General features: G+C 34.4%; 17 protein-coding genes. 14 read left to right on the forward strand and 3 right to left on the reverse strand.

What is annotated here, in order from left to right:
• Positions 1-21 precede the first annotated feature (21 nt).
• Both DW006_RS04825 and DW006_RS04830 read left to right on the forward strand, forming a co-directional pair.
• Positions 22-1,509 carry a hypothetical protein gene (locus DW006_RS04825; protein WP_117999286.1) on the forward strand — a complete coding sequence of 496 codons (1,488 nt, stop codon included), beginning with the start codon at positions 22-24 and terminating at the stop codon, positions 1,507-1,509.
• 152 nt (positions 1,510-1,661) lie between these two features.
• Entirely contained in the window at positions 1,662-3,272 is a 1,611-nt protein-coding gene (locus DW006_RS04830; RefSeq protein WP_117999287.1) for a hypothetical protein, read from the forward strand.
• A gap of 155 nt (positions 3,273-3,427) precedes the next feature.
• On the opposite strand, the gene DW006_RS04835 is transcribed toward DW006_RS04830, so the two are convergent.
• Positions 3,428-3,859: an acetolactate synthase gene (locus DW006_RS04835; protein ID WP_117999288.1), complete on the reverse strand. Its 432-nt coding sequence runs from the start codon at positions 3,857-3,859 to the stop codon at positions 3,428-3,430.
• A gap of 18 nt (positions 3,860-3,877) precedes the next feature.
• The gene (locus DW006_RS04840; protein ID WP_117999289.1) at positions 3,878-5,176 is read right to left on the reverse strand and encodes a phenylacetate--CoA ligase; all 1,299 of its coding nucleotides are present in this window, start codon (positions 5,174-5,176) and stop codon (positions 3,878-3,880) included.
• Positions 5,177-5,851: 675 nt separating this feature from the next.
• Here DW006_RS04840 and DW006_RS04845 point away from each other — a divergent pair.
• The 6 genes from DW006_RS04845 (at position 5,852) to DW006_RS04875 (ending at position 17,860) form a co-directional block, all read left to right on the forward strand.
• Positions 5,852-8,617 (forward strand): glycoside hydrolase family 3 protein, encoded by a 2,766-nt coding sequence (locus DW006_RS04845; protein WP_117999290.1) that lies wholly within the window; start codon positions 5,852-5,854, stop codon positions 8,615-8,617.
• 235 nt (positions 8,618-8,852) lie between these two features.
• Entirely contained in the window at positions 8,853-11,138 is a 2,286-nt protein-coding gene (locus tag DW006_RS04850; RefSeq protein ID WP_117999291.1) for a hydratase, read from the forward strand.
• A 47-nt stretch (positions 11,139-11,185) separates the two neighbouring features.
• Positions 11,186-13,276 carry a 1,4-alpha-glucan branching protein GlgB gene (gene glgB, locus DW006_RS04855; RefSeq protein WP_117999292.1) on the forward strand — a complete coding sequence of 697 codons (2,091 nt, stop codon included), beginning with the start codon at positions 11,186-11,188 and terminating at the stop codon, positions 13,274-13,276.
• Between the two features lie 67 nt (positions 13,277-13,343).
• The gene (locus DW006_RS04860) at positions 13,344-15,464 is read left to right on the forward strand and encodes a hypothetical protein (protein WP_117999293.1); all 2,121 of its coding nucleotides are present in this window, start codon (positions 13,344-13,346) and stop codon (positions 15,462-15,464) included.
• Positions 15,465-15,902: 438 nt separating this feature from the next.
• The gene (locus DW006_RS04870; protein WP_117999294.1) at positions 15,903-16,583 is read left to right on the forward strand and encodes a LytTR family DNA-binding domain-containing protein; all 681 of its coding nucleotides are present in this window, start codon (positions 15,903-15,905) and stop codon (positions 16,581-16,583) included.
• Complete coding sequence (locus DW006_RS04875; RefSeq protein ID WP_117999295.1) at positions 16,583-17,860, forward strand: GHKL domain-containing protein; 1,278 nt, start codon at positions 16,583-16,585, stop codon at positions 17,858-17,860. The genes DW006_RS04870 and DW006_RS04875 overlap by 1 nt, the downstream gene beginning before the upstream one ends.
• 290 nt (positions 17,861-18,150) lie before the next feature.
• On the opposite strand, the gene DW006_RS04880 is transcribed toward DW006_RS04875, so the two are convergent.
• On the reverse strand, positions 18,151-19,710 hold the full coding sequence (locus DW006_RS04880; RefSeq protein WP_117999296.1) for a TadE/TadG family type IV pilus assembly protein: 1,560 nt from the start codon (positions 19,708-19,710) through the stop codon (positions 18,151-18,153).
• A 473-nt stretch (positions 19,711-20,183) separates the two neighbouring features.
• Between DW006_RS04880 and DW006_RS04885 the strand changes: the two genes are divergently transcribed.
• From DW006_RS04885 to DW006_RS04910, 6 genes are all read left to right on the forward strand, one after another.
• On the forward strand, positions 20,184-20,822 hold the full coding sequence (locus DW006_RS04885; protein ID WP_117999297.1) for an A24 family peptidase: 639 nt from the start codon (positions 20,184-20,186) through the stop codon (positions 20,820-20,822).
• Positions 20,823-20,895: 73 nt separating this feature from the next.
• A complete protein-coding gene (locus tag DW006_RS04890; protein ID WP_117999298.1) occupies positions 20,896-21,084 on the forward strand; it encodes a Flp family type IVb pilin in 189 nt (62 codons plus the stop codon).
• Positions 21,085-21,191: 107 nt separating this feature from the next.
• Entirely contained in the window at positions 21,192-21,593 is a 402-nt protein-coding gene (locus tag DW006_RS04895) for a TadE family protein (protein ID WP_158561073.1), read from the forward strand.
• Between the two features lie 12 nt (positions 21,594-21,605).
• Positions 21,606-22,253 carry a Flp pilus assembly protein CpaB gene (cpaB, locus tag DW006_RS04900; RefSeq protein WP_117999300.1) on the forward strand — a complete coding sequence of 216 codons (648 nt, stop codon included), beginning with the start codon at positions 21,606-21,608 and terminating at the stop codon, positions 22,251-22,253.
• 37 nt (positions 22,254-22,290) lie between these two features.
• A complete protein-coding gene (locus tag DW006_RS04905; RefSeq protein WP_117999301.1) occupies positions 22,291-23,406 on the forward strand; it encodes an AAA family ATPase in 1,116 nt (371 codons plus the stop codon).
• Positions 23,407-23,417: 11 nt separating this feature from the next.
• Positions 23,418-24,806 (forward strand): CpaF family protein, encoded by a 1,389-nt coding sequence (locus DW006_RS04910; protein ID WP_117999302.1) that lies wholly within the window; start codon positions 23,418-23,420, stop codon positions 24,804-24,806.
• The last annotated feature ends 11 nt before the right edge of the window (positions 24,807-24,817 follow it).

Genomic DNA, 24,817 nt, shown 5'->3' on the forward strand with positions numbered 1-24,817 from the left:
AAATTTAAGGAGGGAATTTTTATGAAAAAAATTATTACATTTATTGTAGTGGGAGTTTTGATGCTTTCGACAAACGCTGCAGTGTTTGCTAATAGCACTACAACCTCTATGAGTGTAGGAACAACACATACAGGATTGGTAAAGGAAGATGGACAGCTTGTCATGTGGGGGATGAATGAATATGGAGAGTTTGGAATAGGGAAAACATCTATGTTTAAACAGGGATTTACAGATAGTGAAAAAGATGTTGTAGATGTTGCCTGTGGATATTTTTATTCTACTGCAATATTAAAAAAAGATGGAAGTATGTGGGTTTGTGGCAGGAACAATTATGGACAACTAGGTAACGGAAAACATGGAATTACGCAGATAAGTAAAGAATTTGTCAAATTGGACACGAATGTAGTAAAAATTGGTGCAGGTGAAGGCTATTTCATATATTTGAAAAAAGATGGTAGCTTATGGGGAGTTGGTAGTTCAGACTCAGGTAAATTGACTAACAAGTATAGTGGAGATTACGTTACAAAACCTGTAAAATTAATTGATGGAATTAGAGATTTTTCTACCTACTGTAGAAACACAGCTGCAATTAATAAAAGTAATGAACTCTATATGTTTGGAAATAACACAAACGGTCAGTTAGGAATTGGAAATAATAATGAATCTGTTAATGTAAATTTACCGGTTAAGGTTTTAGAAAATGTAAGAACAGTTTCATGTGGTGTGGATTATGTGTTAGCAGTAAAAAATGACAACACATTATATAGCTGGGGAAAAAATGACTATTGCCAGCTTATGAATGGAAAAACAGCTTATGACAAAGATTATGTTCAGGTATATAAACCAACCAAAGTGGCAGACAATGTTTTGAAAGCCTGTGCGGGAGGAGATGATTCGGCATACATAACAATAGATAATAAATTATACATGACAGGTCGCAGTTTATATGGACAGTCAGGAATAGATCCGGTTACATATATAATTAAAGAGCCAAGATTAGTGGCAGAAAAAGTAAAGGATGTAGCAGTTCAGGAACATACAATATATACCACTTTAGATGGGAAAACTTATACAGCAGGCCATAATATGAATGGGAGTGGGGATTTCTATGATGGATTTATGGAAAGACCTTATACAATAGCAGAAGAATATGAATTTAGTAAATTACTTGATTTTAATAATAAAAGTTACGTTGTTCCAAAAAAAATAAAACAATCCATAATTGTAAAAACAAAAAAGGTAAAGGTTAAGCAGAAAAAACTTAAAAAGAAAAAACAAATCGTAAAAGCCATTACTGTCAAGAATGCTCAAGGAAAAGTAAATTATATAAAAATAAAAAAGGGATCATCGTCCAAACTTTCAATAAATAAAAAAAGTGGAAAAATCTTAATTAAGAAAGGCACGAAGAAAGGAACATATAAGATAAAAGTTAAGGTGGTAGCAGCAGGAAACTCAAAATATGAATCAACATATAAAGTTGTAACGGTAAAAATTAAGGTAAACAAATAAAGATAAAACATTGAAATAATAACAAAGGAAACATTTTTCAAACTTATTGAAGTGCGAAAGATGTTTTCTTTTTTGGTAAACTTTGTTAAAAAAATATCTATTATAGATTTTTGAAAAAAAGAGTTCTATAATAGTAAATCGAGGTGTTATAAATGAGAAAGAAAGTATGTATATTGGCTATTTCAGCGATGACTATATGTTCCGTACCAGTTTCGGCAAATACTCATACTATATCCACAACTCAGAAGGTATTGGAACATTCATCTGAGAATCAAATAGTCGATGATGGCGTTTTTGAAGTAGACAAGGTATCAGAGAAGAAGATTATAAAGTTCTACAAGAAAAATTCCAAAAAGAAAAAATTAACAAAAATTGATAAATATAAATTAAAAGTAGAAGATTTAGGAATTGTTAAGAATTCAAGGGATGACGATTTTACAAAGATTAAGTCAGAGGATAATAAAAAGTCAAAAACAGCAGGCTATATCAAAAACAATTCGGCTGTTAAAGTAATTGAGTATTCTAACAATTTTTACAAAATAAAATCAGGAAAAGTAACAGGCTATATTGGTGAAAAAAATTTATTGGTAGACAAAGAAGTAGAGCCTTTTTTGCTGAAAAATAAAAACGTTACAGCAAGTTTCCATAAAGGAAATACAAACTTAAGAAACAGTGAGAGAAGCAAAAGCACTGTAATTGGTGTTTGCTATAAGAATAGTGAGTACCCAATTGTTAAGTTTTCCAAGGATTATAAGAAAGCAGAAATTAAAAGAAGCGAAACTGTAACAGGTTGGGTTTCGGTGAAAGAAATTAATATTGGAATCGAATCTCATAAGGCAATGACCACGAAAGCATATAAAGAGTATATTGCAGCAGAGAAGAAAAAAGAGCAGGAAGCTTTAGATCAGGCTTTGAAGCAGGCAATTAATGCAAGTGTTGGTACAACGGGCAATAGCTTGGTTGACGCATCAATTTCTTTGATTTCACGTAATGAATCGGGAGATTTTAGAGCCGCAAGAAACAAGTTGTCAAGATTCGCAGGCGAAAAGACAATTACTGTTGGCGCATGGCAGTGGTATGGCGAGAGAGCTCACAATCTTTTGAAGGAAATATATGCTGCTGATAAGGATAAAGCATTTAATCTTGCAAAAAGCGTTTATTATGGCAAAAAGCGAGAAGAAAATGCAAAGAAATTTATTGCAGATATCACTTCATCAGACAACTGGGAAAGTACAAAGCGTAAATTTACTGACAAGGAAATTACGGCTGTAAAAGCACTTCTTGGAAGTGGAAATGGCGTTGCGGTTCAGAAATCGCAGGTGAAAAAAGACGTTAATAACATTGTAAGTATTGCAAAGAATACATATAAATTAAAAAATCCGGCACTTGTTGTATATTTCGCAGATATGTTTTGGCAGAGCCCTAATACGGCAAGAGAAGTGGCAAAACAGACAATAGATTATTTCAAAGGTACAGACAAGTTGAATGCAGACAAAAATGGATTAGCAAAAATGCATGAGTTTGCAACAAAAAGCTCAACTTTTGGAAAATTTTCAACAAGACGCAATTATACATATTCTGCATGTAAAAAACTTAATTCAGGTACTGTGGATACAATAGCGATTGAGAAAAAGAAGCAGAAACTAGCCCAGGAGAAGGCAAAGAAAGCAGAAGAAAAGAAGAAACGTCAGGAAGAAAAAGCCAAAAAGAAATTAGAGCAAAATAAAAAACAGGAAAAGCTCGAAAAAGAGCAGAACAAATAAGAAAATAACTAATATTAGGGAATCCCCCAAAAACGTAAAGCAATAAAAAAGAGATGCTGCTAAGGTTAAAAACTTAGCGGTGTCTCTTTTTTTGAACTAATAATAAACAAGGGGTGACCGATTAGGTCGCCCCTCTATATTACCTTGAAGAACCATTACATCTTCATAAGATCTTCCTGTGAAACTAATTTCACGCCATTCTTTTTCATAATGGCTGCAACTTTGTCATTGTCTTTAACGCGACAAACCATAAGTGCATCGTCAGTTCCTCTTGCAAGGAATGTGTAAACATATTCAACACTTACACCAGCTTCTGCAAGAATGTTCATTGTTTTTGCCATGGCACCTGGTTCATCGGGAATTTTCACACCAACAACCTGTGTAAGATTGCAAATCCAATCGTTATCTTTTAACAATGTAAGCGTATCTAAGGGCTTATCTACAATTATTCTAATAATACCAAAATCGCTTGAATCAGCAATTTCAAAAGCACGCATGTCAACGTGATTATCTGCTAAAAAGTTTGTAAACTTGGCAAGGTTGCCTGGTTTATTTTCTATAAAAACTGAAATCTGATTTATATACATAACTGACCTCCTAAAATATTAAATTTTTCTCTTGTCAATAACACGAACAGCTTTTCCTTCTGAACGAGTAATTGATTTTGGCTCTACTAGTTTTACCTTTGCATAAATTCCAAGCATGCTCTTAAGGGCGGCAACAATATCTTTTTCTTTTGTTTCAATGTCGCTAATTGTGTCAGAGAACATTTCAGGAGTCATTTCAACTAGAACTTCCATTGTATCGCTATTGTTTACGCGGTCAACAATAAGCTGATAGTTTGCAGGCATGCCCTGTTTAATAAGAACTTCCTCAATTTGTGAAGGATAAACATTAACGCCTTTAATAATAAGCATGTCATCTGAACGCCCCATAAGTCTGTGAATTCTTGCATGTGTACGTCCGCATTTACATTTTTCTCTTGTAATGTATGTAATATCTTTTGTACGGTATCTGATAAGTGGAAAGGCTTCCTTAGCAAAACTTGTAAATACTAATTCGCCGATTTCTCCATCAGGAAGTGGTTCAAGTGTATCAGGATCAACTATTTCAGCAATAAAATAGTCTTCGCAAATATGCATGCCCTCCTGAGCTTCACATTCAAAAGCAACACCTGGCCCTTCAATTTCTGTTAGACCGTAAATATCGTACGCTTTGATGCCAAGCTTTTCTTCCAAATTGTGTCTCATTTTTTCAGACCATGCTTCTGCACCGAAAATACCGGCTTTTAACTTGATTTGGTCTTTGATTCCACGCTCTTCAATTGATTCTGCCAAATATGAAGCATAACTTGGTGTACAGCAAAGAATAGTTGAACCTAAGTCTGTCATAAACTGAAGCTGTCTGTCTGTGTTCCCTGATGACATAGGAAGAGTCAGGGCTCCAACTTTATGAGAACCACCGTTTAATCCAGCACCACCTGTAAAAAGTCCATAACCGTATGAGACGTGAACTACATCTTCGTCTGAACCACCTGCGGCAACAATTGCTCTTGCACAACCGTTTTCCCATTTGTCAAGATCTCCATGTGTGTAGAAGTCAACTACTCGTTTTCCGGTTGTACCTGAAGTTGAATGAATTCGCACACAATCCTTAAGAGGAAGTGCCACTAAGTCATATGGGTAAGCATCTCTTAAATCATCCTTAGTTAAAAAAGGTAATTTTGAAATGTCATCAATTGACTTGATATCATCAGGAGTAACTCCTACAGCTTCCATTTTTTTTCTGTAAAAAGGTACGTTTTCATATACTCTTTTTACTACATCTAAAAGTCCGTCGTTTTGCCATTGATTAATCTGCTCTCTTGAGGCAGTTTCAATATCTTCTTGAAAATATTTTCCCATTGTTTAAGTTCCTTTCCTACGTTCATTTTGTAGTAAAATTTTTTGAAAAATTAACTACACATAGTAATTTAATTTTAACTTATTTAGCGCGTTAAAGCAATAAATTACAAAGGGTAAACATAACCAAAAAAAGTTTGAAAATTTATAATAATTATCCAATAAATTTTATATTAAATATGGGAAAAAGATTTTATAGTGTTAAAATATCGTGCGTGATAAAAATACAGTGTTGGGATTAGCGCAATTAGGACAGAATTTGATTAGGAAGAATTAACGGATGATAATGTTGAACAATATAAGGAATATGGTACTCAATTAACAAAGGGCACCAAAAAACAGAAAAGACAGGCACACATTCGGCACTAATAATGTCTCTGGCGACATTATTTCTTGAAAAAAAGTAATAAAAAGTATTTTGTGTTTAAAAATAAAAACGTTACAATTACAGACTGACATTATGTATAATGCCTTTTCACTCTAATAAAAAACAGAAATAAAAATGTTTTCAAAAAAGCGGCAAATTCACGCTAATAAAAACATTTTTCTGCCCATAAAATCTAGTAATTCCCATTTCCCTATGATATAGTGATTTATAGATATTTAGCGTGAGATTTTTAATGAAGAAATCATTGAATTTAATTATGTTAAGGGATAATAAAGTTGGAGGAAAATTGAATGAGCGAGAATTTAAGGGGCGTTCCTGTTAAGGGATTCGCAGAAAAAAGCCGAGAAGCGGCAGTTGAAGGCATTGTTTTACTAAAGAATCAGGACAATGTACTCCCATTTTCAACAGAGGATAAGATTTCAGTTTTTGGTAGACCACAGTTAGAATATTATAGAAGCGGAACCGGTTCAGGTGGAGCTGTTCAGGTAGAATATGCTACAAATATTATAGATGGTTTCAAAAAAAGCAATCTTAATATTAATGAAGAACTTGCAAATGGTTATGTAGAATGGCTTAAGGACCATCCATTTGACAATGGTGGCGGCGGCTGGGCTTGCGAGCCTTGGTTCCAGAAAGACATGGACATTACTGTAGAGTACGCAAAGAAACAGGCGCAGGTATCAAACAAGGCTGTTTATATTATTGGACGTACAGCCGGAGAAGACAAAGATAACTATAATGGTGCGGGAAGTTATTTACTAACAGAAGAAGAAATAGCAAATATTAAAAATATAACGGAAGCATTTGAAGATGTGGTAGTTATATTAAATGTTTCTAACATTATTGATATGAAGTGGGTTAATGATCCACAGTTTAACGGTAAGATTAAGGCGGTAGCATACGTTTGGTCAGGCGGAATGGAAGGTGGCAATGCAGTTGTGGATGTTCTTTCAGGAAAAGAAACACCAAGTGGTAAGTTACCTGACACAATTGCTGAGAACCTTGAAGATTACCCATCACATGAGAATTTCGGAGATCCACTTAAAAATCTTTATAAAGAAGATATTTATGTTGGTTACAGATATTTCGAAACTTTTGCACCTGAAAAGGTTGTATATGAATTTGGCTTCGGACAGTCATACACAACATTTGGTATAGAAACTTTATCTGCAAAGGTTGAAGAGGAAAAAGTTAAACTTCAGGTGAAAGTTACAAACACAGGTGATACATATTCAGGAAAAGAAGTTGTTCAGGTTTATTATAGTGCACCTCAGGGTAAATTAGGAAAGCCTGCAAAGGAATTATGTGCTTATGTGAAAACAAATAAACTTGCACCATCAGAAAGTCAGACAGTTGACATTGAATTTGCTGTAAAAGATATGGCTTCTTATGATGACAGTGGAGTTACAGGAAATAAGTCATGCTACGTTTTAGAAGCAGGTGACTATGCAATATATGTAGGTAATAGTGTAAGAAACGTAAAAGAAGTTCTTACATACAATGTTGAAGAATTAGTACTAACAGAACAGCTATCAGAAGTTTGTTGCCCAAATGATGAGAACTTAACTATTTTAAAACCGGGCAAACAGAAAGCTGATGGAACTTTTGAAAAAGAATATATCCCTTCACAGAAGCCAACAGTAGACATGGTAAAGAGAATTGAAGATAATTTACCAAAAACAATGGAACTTACAGGTGATAAGGGAATTACTCTTCAGGATGTATATGAAGGAAAGAATACAATTGAAGATTTTGTGGCTCAGCTTTCAGTTGAAGAATTAGCACAGATTGTAAGAGGTGAAGGTATGAGTAACCCTAGAGTAACTCAGGGTACAGCTTCAGCTTTTGGTGGAATTTCAGATGCATTATTTAATTATGGAATTCCTGCAGCGTGTTGTGCAGATGGACCAAGTGGTCTTAGATATGATGGAAAAGCTACACAGCTTCCAATTGGTACAGCTCTTTCAGCTTCATGGAATGCTCCGTTAGTAAGAGAACTTTACACAATGGAAGGTGAAGAATTAAGAGCAAATCAGGTAGATACTTTACTTGGACCTGGTGTAAACATTCACAGACATCCGCTTAACGGACGTAACTTTGAATATTATTCAGAAGATCCATACCTTTCAGCAACAATGTCAGTTGCTTCAACAGGAGGTATTAAGGATGGTGGTACCTGGGGAACAATTAAGCATTTTGCTTTAAACGGACAGGAATCACATAGATTTAAGGTTGACGCTGTTTGTTCAGAACGTGCAATTAGAGAAATTTACTTAAAGTCATTTGAAATGGCTGTAAAAGAAGGCACTGTAATGACTCTTATGACAAGTTACAATCCTATTAACGGACATTGGGCTGCATCAAACTATGACCTTTGTACAACAGTTCTTCGTGGAGAATGGGGATACAAAGGTATTGTAATGACTGACTGGTGGGCAAAGATGAACGACGTTGCCTTCGGTGGAGAAGAATCAAATCAGGATATAAGAGACATGGTTCGTTCACAGAATGATGTATACATGGTTGTAAATAACAATGGTGCAGAAGTAAACTCAAACAACGATAACACAGAAAGCTCTGTTGAAGCAGGAACTTTAACAGTTGGAGAACTTCAAAGAGCAGCAATTAACATTTGCAACTTTATCCTTAACGCACAGGTAATTGAAAGAGAATTAGTTGACACAGATGTTGCTAAACATTATCCTTCAGTTCCTGTAAGTGAAGCAAAATATGAACAGTTTAACTTAGCAGAAGACAACAAGGTTATGTTCAACAGTGGCAAGGAAGCAACAATGATTGTAGAAGAAGATGCAGAATACACAATCATTGTAAATATTGCATTTGAGAAATCAAACTTAGCTCAGTCTACTGTAAATGTAAATGCAAACGGCGAGAACATGGCAGTTATTCAGACAAACGGTACAGACGGGAACTGGATTACTCAAAAACTTTGCAAGGTTAAGTTAGACAAGGGTGCATATAATATTAAACTAGAAGTTGTTTTAGCCGGAATCAAGGTTAAATATATGCAGTTTAAGAAACTTAAAAGAAAATAAATTTAGATAAGCCATATATCAAAAAGGAGAGGTCTCTTCAAAACAGTTTGTAGTTTTGGAGTGACCTCTTTACGTTTGAAAATGAATCGTTTTTATACGGTTTATCTCTTGTGTATGAAAAATAAAAAAGTAACGTTACTTAAAGGTGCTATAACCATCAATCTTACTTGAAAATAAGCCCTAAATTTTGTATACTTAAAAGAACTGAAAGGTTAGTAAAACGTAGGAGGCAGAAATGATCAAATTATCAAATGGCGGAGCGTATCTCATTAACGGAACAGAAGTTATTGAGGACGGAAACGAAGAACTTTTAAAAAGTAAATTAGGAAGTAAGTATCTTTCAAAAGAAGAAGCAGGCAAGAACACAATTGCTTATGGAATTTTGAAGGATCATAACACATCTGGAAGCATGGACAAGCTTCAGATTAAGTTTGATAAATTAACATCTCACGATATTACTTTCGTTGGAATTATTCAGACAGCAAGGGCATCAGGACTTGAAAAATTCCCAATTCCTTATGTACTTACAAACTGTCATAACAGTTTATGTGCAGTAGGTGGAACAATTAATGAAGATGACCATATGTTTGGACTTACATGCGCAAAGAAATATGGTGGAGTTTATGTACCACCTCATCAGGCAGTTATTCATCAGTTTGCGAGAGAAATGTTAGCTGGTGGTGGAAAGATGATTCTTGGTTCTGATTCACATACACGTTATGGTGCCCTTGGTACTATGGCAATGGGTGAAGGTGGACCTGAATTAGTAAAACAGCTTCTTTCACAGACATATGACATTAACAGACCTGAAGTAATTGGAATTTACATGACAGGAGAACCTGCAAAGGGAGTTGGACCACAGGACGTTGCACTTGCAATTATCGGCGAAGTATTTGACAAGGGCTATGTTAAGAACAAGGTTATGGAATTTGTTGGACCTGGTGTGTCAAGTCTTAGTGCAGACTTCAGAATCGGTGTTGATGTAATGACTACAGAAACAACATGTTTATCATCAATTTGGAGAACAGATGAAAAGATTAAGGAATTCTATGACATTCATGGAAGAGTAGATGAATACAAGGAATTAAATCCTGGAGAAGTTACATACTACGATGGAATGGTTTATGTAGATTTATCAAAGATTAAACCTATGATAGCAATGCCTTTCCACCCAAGTAACACATATACAATTGAAGAAGTAAATGCAAATCTTGAAGATATTTTAAGAGATGTTGAAAAGAAGGCTTTAGTTTCATTAGATGGTCAGGTTGACTACAAGCTTACTAACAAAATCAGAAACGGAAAGTTATATGTTGATCAAGGTATCATCGCAGGTTGTGCAGGTGGTGGATTTGAAAATATTTGTGCAGCAGCAGATATTCTTGATGGAAAGAGCATTGGTGCTGATGAATTTACACTTAGTGTATATCCTGCTTCAATGCCTGTATACATGGAACTTATAAAGAACGGTGCAGCAGCATCAATTATGGAATCAGGAGCAGTTATGAAAACAGCATTCTGTGGACCATGTTTCGGTGCAGGTGACACACCAAGTAATAATGCATTTAGTATCAGACATTCAACAAGAAACTTCCCTAACAGAGAAGGCAGTAAATTACAGAATGGTCAGATTTCATCAGTTGCACTTATGGATGCAAGATCTATTGCAGCTACAGCAGCCAACAAGGGTTATTTAACAGCAGCTACAGATGTTGATGTAGAATTTAAGAATCGTACATATCACTTTGATAGTAGCATATATTCAAACAGAGTATTTGACTCACATGGCGTTGCAGACCCTGATACTGAAATTCAGTTTGGACCAAACATTAAGGACTGGCCTGAAATGGTTGCACTTACAGACAATCTTTTACTTAAAGTTGTATCAGAAATTCATGACCCTGTAACAACAACTGACGAACTTATTCCTTCAGGAGAAACATCTTCATACAGATCAAATCCTTTAGGACTTGCAGAGTTTGCACTTTCAAGAAAAGACCCTGAATATGTAGGCAAGGCCAAGGAAGTTCAGAAGGTTGAAAAAGCTAGAGAAGAAGGCAAGTGCATGTGCGATTATTCAGATGAATATAAAGCAATCATGGAAACAATCAAGGGACAGTTCCCTGATGTAAATAAAGACAATGTTGGAGTTGGTAGCACAATCTATGCTGTAAAACCAGGTGACGGTTCAGCAAGAGAACAGGCTGCATCATGTCAGAAAGTTTTAGGCGGCTGGGCTAACATTGCACAGGAATATGCTACAAAGAGATATCGTTCAAACCTTATTAACTGGGGTATGCTTCCATTTATTTATGAACAGGAAGAACTTCCATTTAAGAAAGATGACTATATTTTTGTACCTAACATTGCAGAAGCTGTTAAGGACAAGAAGTCAGATATACCTGCATATGTAGTTGGTGAGGGCGAATTAAAACCATTTACATTAAAGTTAGGTGAAATGACAGACGATGAAAGAGATATTATCTTAAAGGGATGTTTAATTAACTATAACAGAGTATAAAAATCAAACTAATAAAGGGCGTATTGGTGCGCGGGAAGGAAGGCCATATGCAAAATAAAAGAGCTATAACAAAAGACGACTGTTATTTATTTGGAGAAGGTACACACTACGAAATATATGAAAAATTAGGAGCACATGTTACGGAAATTGATGGTGTTAAAGGAACATATTTTGCAGTGTGGGCACCACATGCTACAAATGTTTCAGTCATTGGAGAATTTAATAACTGGATTGGATACGACCATAATATGAAGATGGAGAATGATTCAGGTATTTGGGAACTATTCATTCCGGGAGTAGACGAAGGAGCATTGTATAAGTACGTTATTTCTACTCAAACCGGAGACACTTTATATAAAGCAGATCCTTACGGAAACTGGGCAGAAATGAGACCTGGCAACGCTTCTCGTGTAGCCAATATCGACTCATATACATGGAATGACCAAAAATGGATTAAGGAAAAAGCGTCTGAAAATCATTATGAAAAGCCAATGTCTATATACGAAGTACATCCTGGCTCATGGAGAAAGAACTATAAAGGACCTGACGATGAAGATGGCTTCTATGACTATAGAAGAATGGCTGATGAACTTGTAAAATATGTTGTGGACATGGGATACACACATGTAGAATTAATGGGAATTTTGGAACATCCATTTGATGGTTCATGGGGATATCAGGTAGTAGGTTATTATGCACCTACTTCAAGATATGGAACCCCACAGGATTTTATGTATCTTGTGGATTCATTCCATGAAGCAGGAATTGCGGTAATACTTGATTGGGTTCCTGCACATTTCCCAAGGGATGAACATGGTTTAGCATTTTTTGATGGAACACCATTGTATGAATATGCTGACAGCAGAATGGGTGAACATCCTGATTGGGGCACAAAGGTATTTGATTATTCAAAGACAGAAGTAAGCAATTTCCTTATTGCAAATGCTTTATTCTGGGTTGAAAAATATCATATTGACGGACTTAGAGTTGATGCCGTAGCATCAATGCTTTACCGCGATTATGGTAGAGAAGACGGTCAGTGGATTCCAAACATTTATGGTGGAAAAGAAAATCTTGAAGCTGTAGAATTTTTCAAACATTTAAGCAGTGTTATGAACTACAGAAATCCAAGAGCTTATATTATTGCTGAAGAATCAACAGCATGGCCAAAGGTAACAATGGATCCTAAAGAGGGAGGACTTGGTTTCTCTTACAAATGGAACATGGGCTGGATGCATGATTTCTTAGAATATACTAAGTTAGATCCATTGTTTAAAAAGAACAACCATAACAAGATGACTTTTGGCATGACATATGCATTTAGCGAAAACTTCATTTTAGTTTTATCACATGATGAGGTTGTTCATTTGAAATGCTCTATGATTAATAAGATGCCAGGTTATCCTGCTGATAAATTTAAGAATTTAAAAACTGCATATACATTTATGTTGGGTCATCCCGGACGTAAGTTACTGTTTATGGGACAAGAATTTGCACAGTTACAGGAATGGTCAGAAAGCAGAAGTCTTGATTGGTATTTATTAGACGAACCAGAACACAAGGATATGCAGGATTATGTAAAGAAATTATTGCATTTATACAAAGAATATCCTGCTCTCTATACAGAGACAAAAGGTTATGGTGCTTTCGAATGGATTAATGCAAATGATGCAGACAGGAGTATTTTTAGTTTCATAAGAAAAACAACAGAACCTGACAATAAGAATTCAATTGGTTTTGTTTGCAACTTCACTCCGATAGAAAGACCTGACTACTGCGTTGGAGTACCAAAGGCAGGAACTTATACACGACTTCTTACTACAGAAACAGGAGAAAAACAGGAGGTTACATATAAGGCAATTGAAAGCGAATGTGACGGTATGCCGTTTAGACTTGAAATGCCACTTAGACCTTACGAATCAGTTATTTTTAAATTTCCTGAAGTAGTAAATAAGAAAGTGAAAAAGAAAGAACCAAAGGCAGAAACTAAAGCCCAGGCAAAGAACGAAACTATAGAATCTGAAAAGGCAAAGGAAGAACCAAGTGTTGAATCTAAGCCGGTACAGAAAAAGCATACAAAGAAAATGTCCAGAAGAGACAGAAAAAAACAGAAAGTAAAAACAACAAAAGGAAAATAAATTAACTAAAGGGCAGCTTGAACTGCCCTTTCAGTGCCTAAAAAGATAGGTTGAAATAGGAGATATAATGAAAAAGAAGACAACAGTAGTGGTATCTGTTTTGGCAGTAATACTTATAGCAGTTGCAGGTGCAATTGTTTTCAAAAGCCATCAGGATAACACAGCACAAAATAACAATCAAAAAGAAGAAACAAAAATGAAAAAACTTCCTACAATTACATTGAAGTATGGTGATGAAGTTATAGGAAAACTTGACGGTTACACAATGCCAATGGACGAGAGCTTAATGAGAGATGTAATCGTTCCAATTTCAACAAGTCATAAGGTTCCTATGGCTATCAAAACGCAGGGAAACAGAATTAAAACTGTTAAGTATGAAGTAAAAGAATACAACAACAATAGTCTTGTTGATAATGGTACAATTGAAGATTGGAAAGAAAATGGAGGAACTATTGATTTAACATATCAGGCAAGTGCCATTATGGAACAGGGAAAAGAATATTTCCTTAAATTTATAATCGAGACTGCAAGTGACCATGAAGTATATTACTACACAAGAGCCACAATTATGAATGGAGATAAGATTGTTCCTAATCAGATTAAGTTTGCTAAGAAGTTTAGTGAAAATACATTTAACGAGGAAAAATCAAGTGATGTTGCGGCGTATTTGGAACCAAATTCAAAGTATGCAAGTGACAGTTTAGGTCAGGCTACAATCAGATCAACTTTGGGAATGGTAATTTGGAAAACCTTCAGACCTAAGAAAATAAGTGACGTGGTTGTGTCTGCCAAAGATATTTATATTAAAGACACAGGTGAATCAGGCACATATACTTTAAACTATCAAATTGAGGCTACAAATGCTCAGAAAGTAAAGGAAAAGTATAATGTAGCAGAAACAGTGACTGTTTGGACTTTTAAAGGAAAGAATTATATTCTCGCATACAATAGGGAAGTAAATCAAATCTGGGATTGCAACGAAAATAATGTGGGAAATTCGTTTATCGATTTGGGAATACAGAAACAGACAACTACAGTATATAAGGAAAGTAGCAATCAGCAGTACATTGCCTATGAAATAAATGGCGATGTTTATGTAATGGATATTATAGGAAAAAATATTAAGTCACCATATAAACTTAAGGCAAAGTCTTCAGAGACATTGTATAAGACTAAGGCGAAGGTTGTAAATGTTGATGACAAGGGAAATCTTACGTTTATTATTTACGGTTACAGCACAAGTGGCTATCACAGGGGCAAAAATGGTATTTCGGTAATGGATTATAACTGGGAGAAAAATACTACAACAGAAATTGCCTTTATACCTAGCGATGAACCTAGCCAGATTCTTACAAATGAAATGAAGGATTTATGCTATAAAGGTGATGGAACAGTTTATTTAATGATAAATAATACAATTTATTATGTTAATTTGAAAACAAAAGAGTGGGGCATACTAGTAGATAAGTTAGAAGACGGAAGCTGTGTTTCAACTGATGATGGAAAAGTCATTGCTTACAATACAAATGGAACATTAGATGATAGTGATTCAATAACTGTTGTAGATTTATCAACAGGTACTAAAAAAGAAATAACAGAACCAGGCTACAAAATAACAGTATGTGGTTTTACAGGCGAGAATCTTGTTTATGGTATGGCAAAAGTAAAATCAACAAGAAAGTATGCGCGTTTTCCAATTACAACTTTAAAGATTGTTGATAACAAGTTGCAGGAAGTTAAGACATATAAGAAATCAGGGGTGATTTTGTCAAATATTGAGGTGACAGATTCTGTAATTAGTTTTAATAAGTGGAAAAATAATAAGAAAATTGGTGATGACCAGATTCTTAATAATACGGAAATTAAACAGCCCGTAGTAAAGTCCAGCTTTTACATGGATGATATAAAGATGCAGGAACTGGCAATTGCATTTACAAACAATTTAGATTCTAATACAGCCTTGAAAATAAACAAACCGGCAACAGTTACTTTTAGTAGTAATGTTGAAGTTTTAAACGCTGACATATATAAGAATATTGAAGGTAAATTCTTTGTTTATTCATACGGAAGACTTCAAGGAATTTACAATGACAAAAAATCAGCTATTAATGCCGGCAAGGAAAATTTTGGTGTCATTGTAAATGACAAAGGAAGCAAGATTTGGACTTTTGAAGATAATTATAATTAAGTGATAATAATAAAAGCAAAGATTGTGATACTCGCAACCTTTGCTTTTATTATTTTTTAGAAAGTATGGAAATTACTTCTTAATTTTAGCTTTGTACAGTTCATCATTAGATGATGAACTGATATTTATCTTTGACCATGATTCCTTTGAACCAGTATAATAAATGTCCTTTAAATTTTTACAATTCTCAAAAACACTAAAACCAATATAAGTTAAGGATTCCGGGAAATTAATACTTTTTAACTTGGTGTTCCTTCTTGAAAAAAGAGGTGGGATACCATTTTTTTATTGTTAATAAATTAAAAATAAATCAATCCTTGCTGAAAACATTATTAACGTATAAAATAGAAATATACATTGGGGATCTACGATGTTTAACATACATATGGATAAAGCATGAATAAGCTGAATACTTAATGATGCAAAGGAAAATTGAAAATGGTTATTGGAATATGTGATGACGAAAAAATCATGCGTGAATCAGTTGAGGCTATTTGCAAACAGGTAGCAAATAGTTACAAGGATGAGAATATAATAATTGAGACCTTTACTGATGGCAAGGAAGTTTTAGAGGGGGAGTATGATATTCTGATATTGGACATTGAAATGGAAAATTTAGACGGGATTTCTGTAAAAAACAATTTCCAAAATAGAAAAAAGGATACAATAATTATTTTTGTAACAAGTCATGATGAGATGATGAATCAGGCGTTTGGCGTAAATGTTATGGGATTTGTTACGAAAAAATATTTGGACGGTCAATTGCCGGTAATGCTTGATAATGCCATAAAAAGAGTTATGAATACAGTTAATATTGATGGTATTGACAGCAGAGATATTTGTTACATTCAGGCAGAGCACGTATATAATATTCTTCATTTAGAAGATGGAAGTAAAATGTCGGTGCGCCGTTCAAGCACAGAGTTAGAAAAGACACTTGCCGGTGTGGGATTTATACGTGTTCATAGAACATATATTGCAAATATGGCATATGTAGAAAAAATAAAAGAAAAAACAATTATTGTAAATGGAGAAGAGATACCGGTTAGTGCAAGGCTTAAAAGTAAAATAAAAAAAGAATATAGTCAGTATTGCAAAGAAAATGCGAGGTTTTGCTAATGGATAAAATTATTGCATTGTTAATATACATTTTTGAAACAATGAAATTTGTTGTTATTTCATATTATATTATTGGTTTAAAATCATCCAATGGAAAGAAAAAATATTTAATGATACCTATATGGCTACTACTTGGTATAGGAACATACATACAGGGAAGTTTGAGCCTTTTAAACAACTTACTACTTATTACCATGATAGTAACGATTTTATTTTCAGAGGGTAGGCGATTATCTATATTAAGTATAATTATAGAATGGTTTACAGCATCATTTATAGATTTGATGATGTGGTTGGTATTGGTTGCAGTTACTCCACTTGGAGAGCAGTATCGGGCAAATGAACAGTACATTGATGTTCTGGCAGATGTGGTAGGTATTTTACCACTTCTCATAATCGGCTATATAATGAGAAAGAAAAATGTCGTTTTACGAGAAAGGCTAAAATACATTCACATTGTTAAGTACATATTGATAATATTAGCAATCGTTGCTATGTGTATTGTGTCAGCCTGCATGCAGGGGATGATGTTAGGGGAAATCACATATGGCACAAAAAGATTAGTTGTGATTACAACAATAGTGTTATCATTTTTCGTAGTAACCCTTTGTGTTCTTTACATAAACGTAGAAAGTTCCAGAAAGCAGTTGACGGAAATTAATGCCTTAAACGAAAAATGTATTGAAGATCAGAAGAATTATTACCTAAATGTTATGAAAAAAGACGAAGAGCTTAGAGCTTTTAAACATGATGTAAACAAGCATATGACAGCGTTAAAAGTGTTGGTTGAAAAGAAAGAATATGACGAAATAGAAAAATATTTAAATGGTCTTAAAAGTTATTCAAAAACAGATACCATTTACAAAACAGGAAATCTTATTTCAGATTACATAATAAATGCAAAGATACAGGAAATTCGTGAAGATGGTCCTCTTGATGTGAAAATTATTGGAAAATTTCCTCAAAATATTATTCTTGGAAACACTGAAATATGTGTTATTTTTGCAAATATTTTAGATAACGCAAAGGAAGCAATTCTTGAATATGCAGGCAAAAGAAGACTTGAAATGGAGATTCGAAATTATCGTGACAGACTTTACATTACGATAAAAAATAGCTCTCCAAAAAGAGATTATGAGGAAGGAATTTCTACCAAGAAGGACAAAGAAAATCATGGCTATGGCATGAAAAATGTTCATAGAATACTGGAAAAGTATGACGGAACAATCGAAACAGAGTGGAAAGATTGTATGTTTATAACAAAAATTGAAGTTTAAAATGAACTAAAAATAAATATGTTTTTATAAAAAAAGCGTGCTCGCCAAAAAAAACGACACTTGTAAAACTTTTTTGCAAAGTATACTATAAGGGAGAAAGACGTACGGGAATAAGAGAGGAGCTAGGGAATATGTTTTTTGAACCATACAACAGTCATTTTTTTTGGAATTTAATTAAACTTATATTCGGAATAAAATAAAGGATGCAAAAATACAAAGAAAAATCTGCTTAGTAGTTTTAAGCTAAGCAGATTTTTTTATGTAATAGAAAGTACCGTCGAAATTGTAGTTTATTCTACAAGCTTTACGGAAGTTGACGTTGAAGTAGTAGTTTCTGTAGTTGAATCTTTTAAAACCGTGTCATACAAATCATCAATTATGGAATTTGTAAGTGGATAGATTTGTATTGCAGATGTAAGATTTAACTTATTTGCAATCAGATTTCCATGTACAGTTGTAACGCCACCAAGAGAAATAGTTCCTTTTGGAGCATAAACAATACCGTTAAACTCCTGAGAACCGGCAGTCAGATCAATGTCGCCGTTTTTACTGACCACAGCAAGAGAACCGCTTACGCTGTTAGATGATGATGTAAATTTAATTTTGTTTTCTGCAACCAACACGCCTGAAATATCGGCTTTTCCACCAGGGATAAAGTTGTTGCAGTATACATAGTCGCAATTTATGGAACCAATGGAACCACCATCTGAATTAATATCACCACAACAGTATATGTTGCCATTGACTGTTATATCGTCATTAGTTGAAAAAGTTGTATTCCCACTTACATATAAATTACCATTTATGGTCAACTTGCATCCATAAGCTGAAAGTTTTAAATTGCCATCTACATAAATATCTCCATTAATAACAATATCATTGGTTCGTGAATTAATTTCTAAATCACCATCGGCATAAATTATATGAGAAAAACTCTTTGTTAAAGTTCCTGATTTACCGGTAAAGTGTACATTGTTAGAAGAAGCAGAATTAATATCGCTGCTAATAGTATCCCAACCGGAAAAACTGGTTAAGGTTGGTCGCTGTGACGGAATCAAAGCATCAACATTATCAATTATAAAATCAGGCATAGTAAGTTCTTTTTCTTCTTTGATGTAATATTCAGAATTTGTAATATCATCAATAATAGAACCATCGTTTGATTGAATTTGTATTTTGTATGGCCACCATTGAATTTTAGCTGTACCAACTTCTTCAAACTCCCCTGTTGACTCGTTTTTCTTAACAACCGGAAAACTGCTTGTAGCATATAAATTATTACCAGATTCAGATATACCGCCTAAGGCACATAGGGCTGCGTTAATTTTTATGTTACCATTTCCATGAACCTGACCGTAAATACCCATACCGCCTGAATTGAAAACCATATCGTCTGTACTGCCCTGAAAAAGAAGATAATTAAAAATATTGTTAAGTTTTTTGTGGGTTTCCACAACAGGAACGGTTTCCTTGCTTGCAATTGCTCTCTTTTGTACAGTAACAGTATTAATACCAAGAATTTTGGCGAATCCGGTATTAACTTTTTTGTTTATGCTGACTTCCACTCGGGAAGAAGAATCGTTAATGGTGATCTTGGCATATTTAGGATTAATACCGTTTTCCTTTACAAATTGTTTTGCCACTGATTCTGTTGAACAGCGGTTTGGTAATTCCTTGGCTGCGGCAAGTGCAGCAGCATCACATGTATTTTGCACTTTAGCACCGGTGGAGTAGGCTGAACCAAGATCCATAGCAAGTGCAGCAGCGCCTAATAAAACAACGAGCATCAACGCAACAATAATTGCGGATGCTCCACTTTCGTCTTTTATATGTTTCGTCCATTTCATCATATTACATCCCTTTCTAAACGTCTAAGCACAAAAAGTACAACAATTAAACATCCATTTTGATATAACAAAGTACGAAATGACATTCTTTTCTTAATTATGCAATTTTGAAAAAGTAATGTCAACCTAATATTATTATGTTTTTCAAAATATGTTTAGTTGCTTTATGGAAAAACTAATTTAATATAGAATATAGAAATATTATGTTAATGAGTAATCTTTAATAAGCAAAAATAAGCAAAAGAAAAAATAATTTATAGAACGAAAGATGTAAATCCTAATTTTTACAATGGGTGACGATATGTTGGTTATAATGTATAAAAATTCTGCTAAATAAGTCTACTAGAAGTAAAAACGTTACAAAACATACGTTCAGAACAAAAATCTCCACTTGGGAACAAAGCAATAGAAAACAAGAATCAGTTATGCTATACTTTAGGAATGACAAAGATACGAAAAGACAAAGGAGGTAAGAAATGCTGGCAATCAAATTAATTGCCGGTGCATTGATTGGAACAGCTCTTAAGATTGCTTGTGATTTTATTGAGCAGAGACTTTTGTTGAACAGGAATATCGTGTACAGCCAGTGTAGAAACGAAAGGATTATTTTACATATAATAATGGCATTGGTAGGAGCTACTATTATGTGGAAACAGAATTCTTTGTATAACATAATATACAGTTTCATATTATTAATGATTTGCGAAGTAATCGCTGTGACAGACCTGCATCACAGAATTATCCCCAATGATTTAATACTTGCAATTTTGGCTATTAAGGTAGCTTTTAGTATACCCTATGTTTTAGGAATAGAAGGTTTTCCTGAATTTTCATTAGTTTCTTCATTGTTAGGATTAGTTGCCGGATTTGCAATTTTTTCATTCCCGGCATTGTTGGCTAAGAATGTAGGAGCCGGAGATATTAAGCTGGCAGCAGCAGTTGGATTTTGTTTAGGAATTACTAATTTATTATATACCATAGTACTTATGGGAATTTGTGTATTGGCATATACAGTGGTTCAATCCAATATGGCATTTAAGTTGGTTATACATGAGATGATTCCAATGGGGCCATTCATTGCAGTGGCGATGGTAACCGTAATGAACTTTTGTTAATAGGTTCGATACAACAGAATAAACTGTTGAGAGAATATAGAATTAAAAATATTATCCATAGGAGGAGTAAATTATGTTAAAGAAATTTTTTAAAGATGAGAGTGGACAGGGAATGGTTGAGTATGCATTAATTATTGCTTTAATTGCAGTAGTTGTTATTGTAGCTGTTACAGCATTAGGTGGTGGAATCAGGGACACATTCAATGGTGCTAAAGATGAATTAAATAAAGCAACAACAGCAGCAGCTGGTGGTGGACACTAAGATTAAACAAAATAACAATTTTATATTTATAAAAAAGACAGAGCAGGTTCGAAAAAATGCTCTGTCTTTTTCATTGTGGATACACTGTCAGGAAAGGAGGCATTCCATTGTTTGGTAAATTAAAAAAAAGTGAAAAAGGTCAGTCAATTGTAGAGTTTGCCCTTGTTTTACCACTGTTACTAACTTTACTTTGTGGAGTAATTGATTTTGGGTGGATATATTCTAATCAATACAGAGTAGAGAACGCATCTTATGCAGGAGCAAGGTATGCTTCACTTTATATTTCAGATTATGATGAATCAACTATGAATCAATTGATTAAAAAGGTTGAAACAAGAGCAAAGGAAGATTTATGGAACGGAGGCGAGGGAGCTACCATTTCAGTTAGCGTTGACAGTGACAAAATCAATGTGACGGTGGAATACCCGGTGAAGAATTTAACTTTCGTTGCTCAAACATTTTTTGGAAAATATTATAAGGCAACATCAACTAGTGTAACATCAATTTAAGAAGGAGCTCACATGAAGAAAATATACATTATAGCATTAATATCGGCAGCCGTTTGTGGCGTTCTTTTATATAGTTTTTTTAGCGGATATGAAAAAAAGCAAGAACAGGTGGCAGAAACACAGGTGCAGGAAACTGAACAGGTGGTAGTTGCCGTTAAAGATATTAAAGGATATACAGAAATTAAAAGCAATATGGTGCAATTAATATCTGTGCCGGCAGGTTCATCACATAGTAATGCCGCCCATAATCTAAAAGATGTAATTGGAAAAATAACTGAAAGAGAAATTGCATCTGGAGAACAGATTTTAAATAATAAAATATACAAAAAAGGTGACTCTGGAAACAGCTTATCATATCAGATTCCAAAAGGTATGAGAGCAATGACCATTGCAGTTGATTTGCAACAGGATGTAGCAGGGTATTTATCAGAGGGAGATTTAATTGATATTATTACAACTCCAACTAATTCAAAAAATAATAAGAAGATTGTAGCTCTTTCTGCTATAAAGATTTTGAAGATTGGTGAAGTGACAGCAGCAGGAGCCGGAAATGTAAACACAAACATAACATTACTTTTAAAACCAAAACAATGTCTTGTAATGTCGGGGCTAAGTAGTTTTAACATTACATTAAGAGAGAAGACAGACAATACTAAGTAGCAATTTACATAATATTAGGATAAAAAGAAGGTATAACATGAAGCATTATAAAATACTTGCAATGGCATCTATGGAAAATGAAAAAAAAGCAGAAGAACTTCTGGACAATGATAGCTTTAAATATATGGGAACTGTTTTACTTGACTCAAAGGGTGTTGGAAAGGTAATGAATACTTCTGTTGATGCTCTTGTAATAGTGACAGATGTTTTAACAAGCGAAGATACAAAATTGCTTGAAAGAATTTATATGTCAAAGAAGAATCTGGTTATGATTCTTCTTACAGGAACACGTGATATAGAAATACTTACAGAGGCAATGAGCTGTGGAATTGGAAAAGTGCTGACAACAGACATGGAGCAAAGTCAGATACAGGAAGAAATAATTTCTGAAATTGCAAAAAACAGAAGTCGTGGCACAGATGCCGGAGAACAGAAATATGACTCAAAAATTTTATCGGTTTTTGGTACAAAAGGTGGGGCAGGAAAAACTACAGTTTCGGTTAATATGGCTGTAGCGTTACAGAAGAAAGGCAAGAAAGTTTTATTGATTGATTTAGATTTACAGTTTGGAGATGTAGGCGTTTTTATGGATATACCAGTGTATGATACCATTTCAGATTTAGTGGCTGAGAATGACTATAGTCTGGCAACGGTAAACAGCTATTTATATACACATTCTTCAGGCGTACGCGTTTTGTTAGCACCTCAGTCTCCGGAATTTGCAGAATTGGTAAAACCTACACATGTGAATGCAATTATAGATGCGGTAAAAGACTCTTATGACTACATAATATTTGATTTGGGACCAACATTAGATGACTGTGTGCTTCAGGCGTTGGAATTGTCAGACACTGTTTATTTTATTATAACACCTGAAATTTCAACTTTGAAAAACGCGAAAAACTGTATGAATGTATTAAATACACTTGAATTATCAAAAAAAGTAAAATTTATTTTAAACAAAGATGGTGATTCCTATGTTAAGAAAAAAGACGTGGAGTCAACTTTAGACGAAGATATTGAGTTGGTAATTTCAAGTGACCCAAAAACAACAATAGCAAGTATAAATAGGGGAGTTCCTATTGTAATTGCCAGTCCAAAATCAAAAGTAGGTAAGGAAATAATTCGTTTTGTAAACAGGGATGAAATTTAGGAGGTTGCTATATGAATCTAATGGAGAGAATGGAGAAAAAAAGCAGCTCTGAAAATAAAGAAAAAACAGAAGAAGTGGTAACTAAGATTCCCGAAAGAGAAAATAACAGTGAATTAGGAAATCTTTTTAATGAACAGCAAACTACAAAAAACACAAGAAATGACTATGCAAAAGTAATTGAAGAAACTCACAGAGAAGTAGCATCAATGTTGGCAAAGCTTGATAATGTTACTGAAAAAGATGTGGAGTCTTTAATAAATGAATATCTTACAGAGAATTATCCTGAAATTGGAAGAAATGACAGAACTTATATTTCTAAGTCAATTCAAAATGAAATTACAGGGTTAGGTCCCTTAGAAGAATTGATTAATGACAGTACCGTAAGCGAAATTATGGTAAATGGACCTAATCAGATATATGTAGAAAGAAAGGGAAAACTTGTTCTTTCAGATGTGAAATTTCAGGATGAAGAACATGTTAGAAGAATAATTGACAGAATAGTAACACCATTAGGACGAAGAATCGATGATTCTAACCCTATGGTTGATGCCAGATTAAAAGATGGCTCTCGTGTAAATGCGATAATTCCTCCTTTGGCACTTTGTGGTTCGACCATAACAATTCGTAAATTCTCAGATACTCCTCTTACCATCGAGAATCTGATGAAGTTCGGATCGTTATCACCGGAAATGGCAGGCTTTCTGGAGGCAGGTGTCAGAGGAAAATTAAATATATTAGTATCGGGAGGTACAGGTTCAGGAAAAACAACATTGCTTAATGTGTTGTCAGCCTTCATACCTCATGATGAAAGAATTGTTACAATAGAGGATGCTGCGGAACTTAAATTGATGCAGGATCATGTAGTTTCTTTGGAAAGCAGACCTGCCAATTTAGAAGGGACAGGAGCAATAACAATTCGTGATTTAGTAAAAAACGCACTTCGTATGAGACCTGACCGAATAGTTGTTGGTGAGGTTCGTGGTGGTGAAACACTTGATATGCTTCAGGCAATGAACACAGGGCATGACGGTTCCTTAACTACAGCACATGCTAACTCGGCAAGAGATGCATTGGCACGTATTGAAACAATGGTAATGATGGCAGGTATGGATCTTCCGGTTACAGCCATCAGACAGCAGTGTGCAGGAGCATTGGATTTGGTTGTTCAGCAGGCGCGTCTTAGAGATGGAAGCCGTAAAATCACAAGTATATGCGAAATAACCGGTATGGAAGGTGACATTATTACAACTCAGGAAATTTTTAAGTATGTAGTAGATGGTATGGACAAAAATAATAAATTTGTCGGACATTTTGAAAGCACCGGGGTTGTTCCAAAGTGCTGTGAGAAGGTAAAAACCAACGGCGTTGATATGGATAACAGATGGTTTTTTAAGGAGTAAAAAGAAGGGAA

This window comes from Eubacterium sp. AF36-5BH (assembly GCF_003460505.1).
Lineage (GTDB): Bacteria > Bacillota > Clostridia > Lachnospirales > Lachnospiraceae > Eubacterium_G.

Excerpts from the sequence above, each read along its gene's own strand:
- DW006_RS04850 (WP_117999291.1), top strand. The coding sequence starts at position 8,853 with ATGATCAAATTATCAAATGGCGGAGCGTATCTCATTAACGGAACAGAA.
- DW006_RS04870 (WP_117999294.1), top strand. The coding sequence starts at position 15,903 with ATGGTTATTGGAATATGTGATGACGAAAAAATCATGCGTGAATCAGTT.
- DW006_RS04890 (WP_117999298.1), top strand. The coding sequence starts at position 20,896 with ATGTTAAAGAAATTTTTTAAAGATGAGAGTGGACAGGGAATGGTTGAG.
- DW006_RS04840 (WP_117999289.1), bottom strand. The coding sequence starts at position 5,176 with ATGGGAAAATATTTTCAAGAAGATATTGAAACTGCCTCAAGAGAGCAG.
- DW006_RS04875 (WP_117999295.1), top strand. The coding sequence starts at position 16,583 with ATGGATAAAATTATTGCATTGTTAATATACATTTTTGAAACAATGAAA.
- DW006_RS04825 (WP_117999286.1), top strand. The coding sequence starts at position 22 with ATGAAAAAAATTATTACATTTATTGTAGTGGGAGTTTTGATGCTTTCG.
- DW006_RS04905 (WP_117999301.1), top strand. The coding sequence starts at position 22,291 with ATGAAGCATTATAAAATACTTGCAATGGCATCTATGGAAAATGAAAAA.
- DW006_RS04885 (WP_117999297.1), top strand. The coding sequence starts at position 20,184 with ATGCTGGCAATCAAATTAATTGCCGGTGCATTGATTGGAACAGCTCTT.
- cpaB (WP_117999300.1), top strand. The coding sequence starts at position 21,606 with ATGAAGAAAATATACATTATAGCATTAATATCGGCAGCCGTTTGTGGC.
- DW006_RS04845 (WP_117999290.1), top strand. The coding sequence starts at position 5,852 with ATGAGCGAGAATTTAAGGGGCGTTCCTGTTAAGGGATTCGCAGAAAAA.
- DW006_RS04880 (WP_117999296.1), bottom strand. The coding sequence starts at position 19,710 with ATGATGAAATGGACGAAACATATAAAAGACGAAAGTGGAGCATCCGCA.
- DW006_RS04835 (WP_117999288.1), bottom strand. The coding sequence starts at position 3,859 with ATGTATATAAATCAGATTTCAGTTTTTATAGAAAATAAACCAGGCAAC.
- DW006_RS04830 (WP_117999287.1), top strand. The coding sequence starts at position 1,662 with ATGAGAAAGAAAGTATGTATATTGGCTATTTCAGCGATGACTATATGT.
- glgB (WP_117999292.1), top strand. The coding sequence starts at position 11,186 with ATGCAAAATAAAAGAGCTATAACAAAAGACGACTGTTATTTATTTGGA.
- DW006_RS04860 (WP_117999293.1), top strand. The coding sequence starts at position 13,344 with ATGAAAAAGAAGACAACAGTAGTGGTATCTGTTTTGGCAGTAATACTT.
- DW006_RS04910 (WP_117999302.1), top strand. The coding sequence starts at position 23,418 with ATGAATCTAATGGAGAGAATGGAGAAAAAAAGCAGCTCTGAAAATAAA.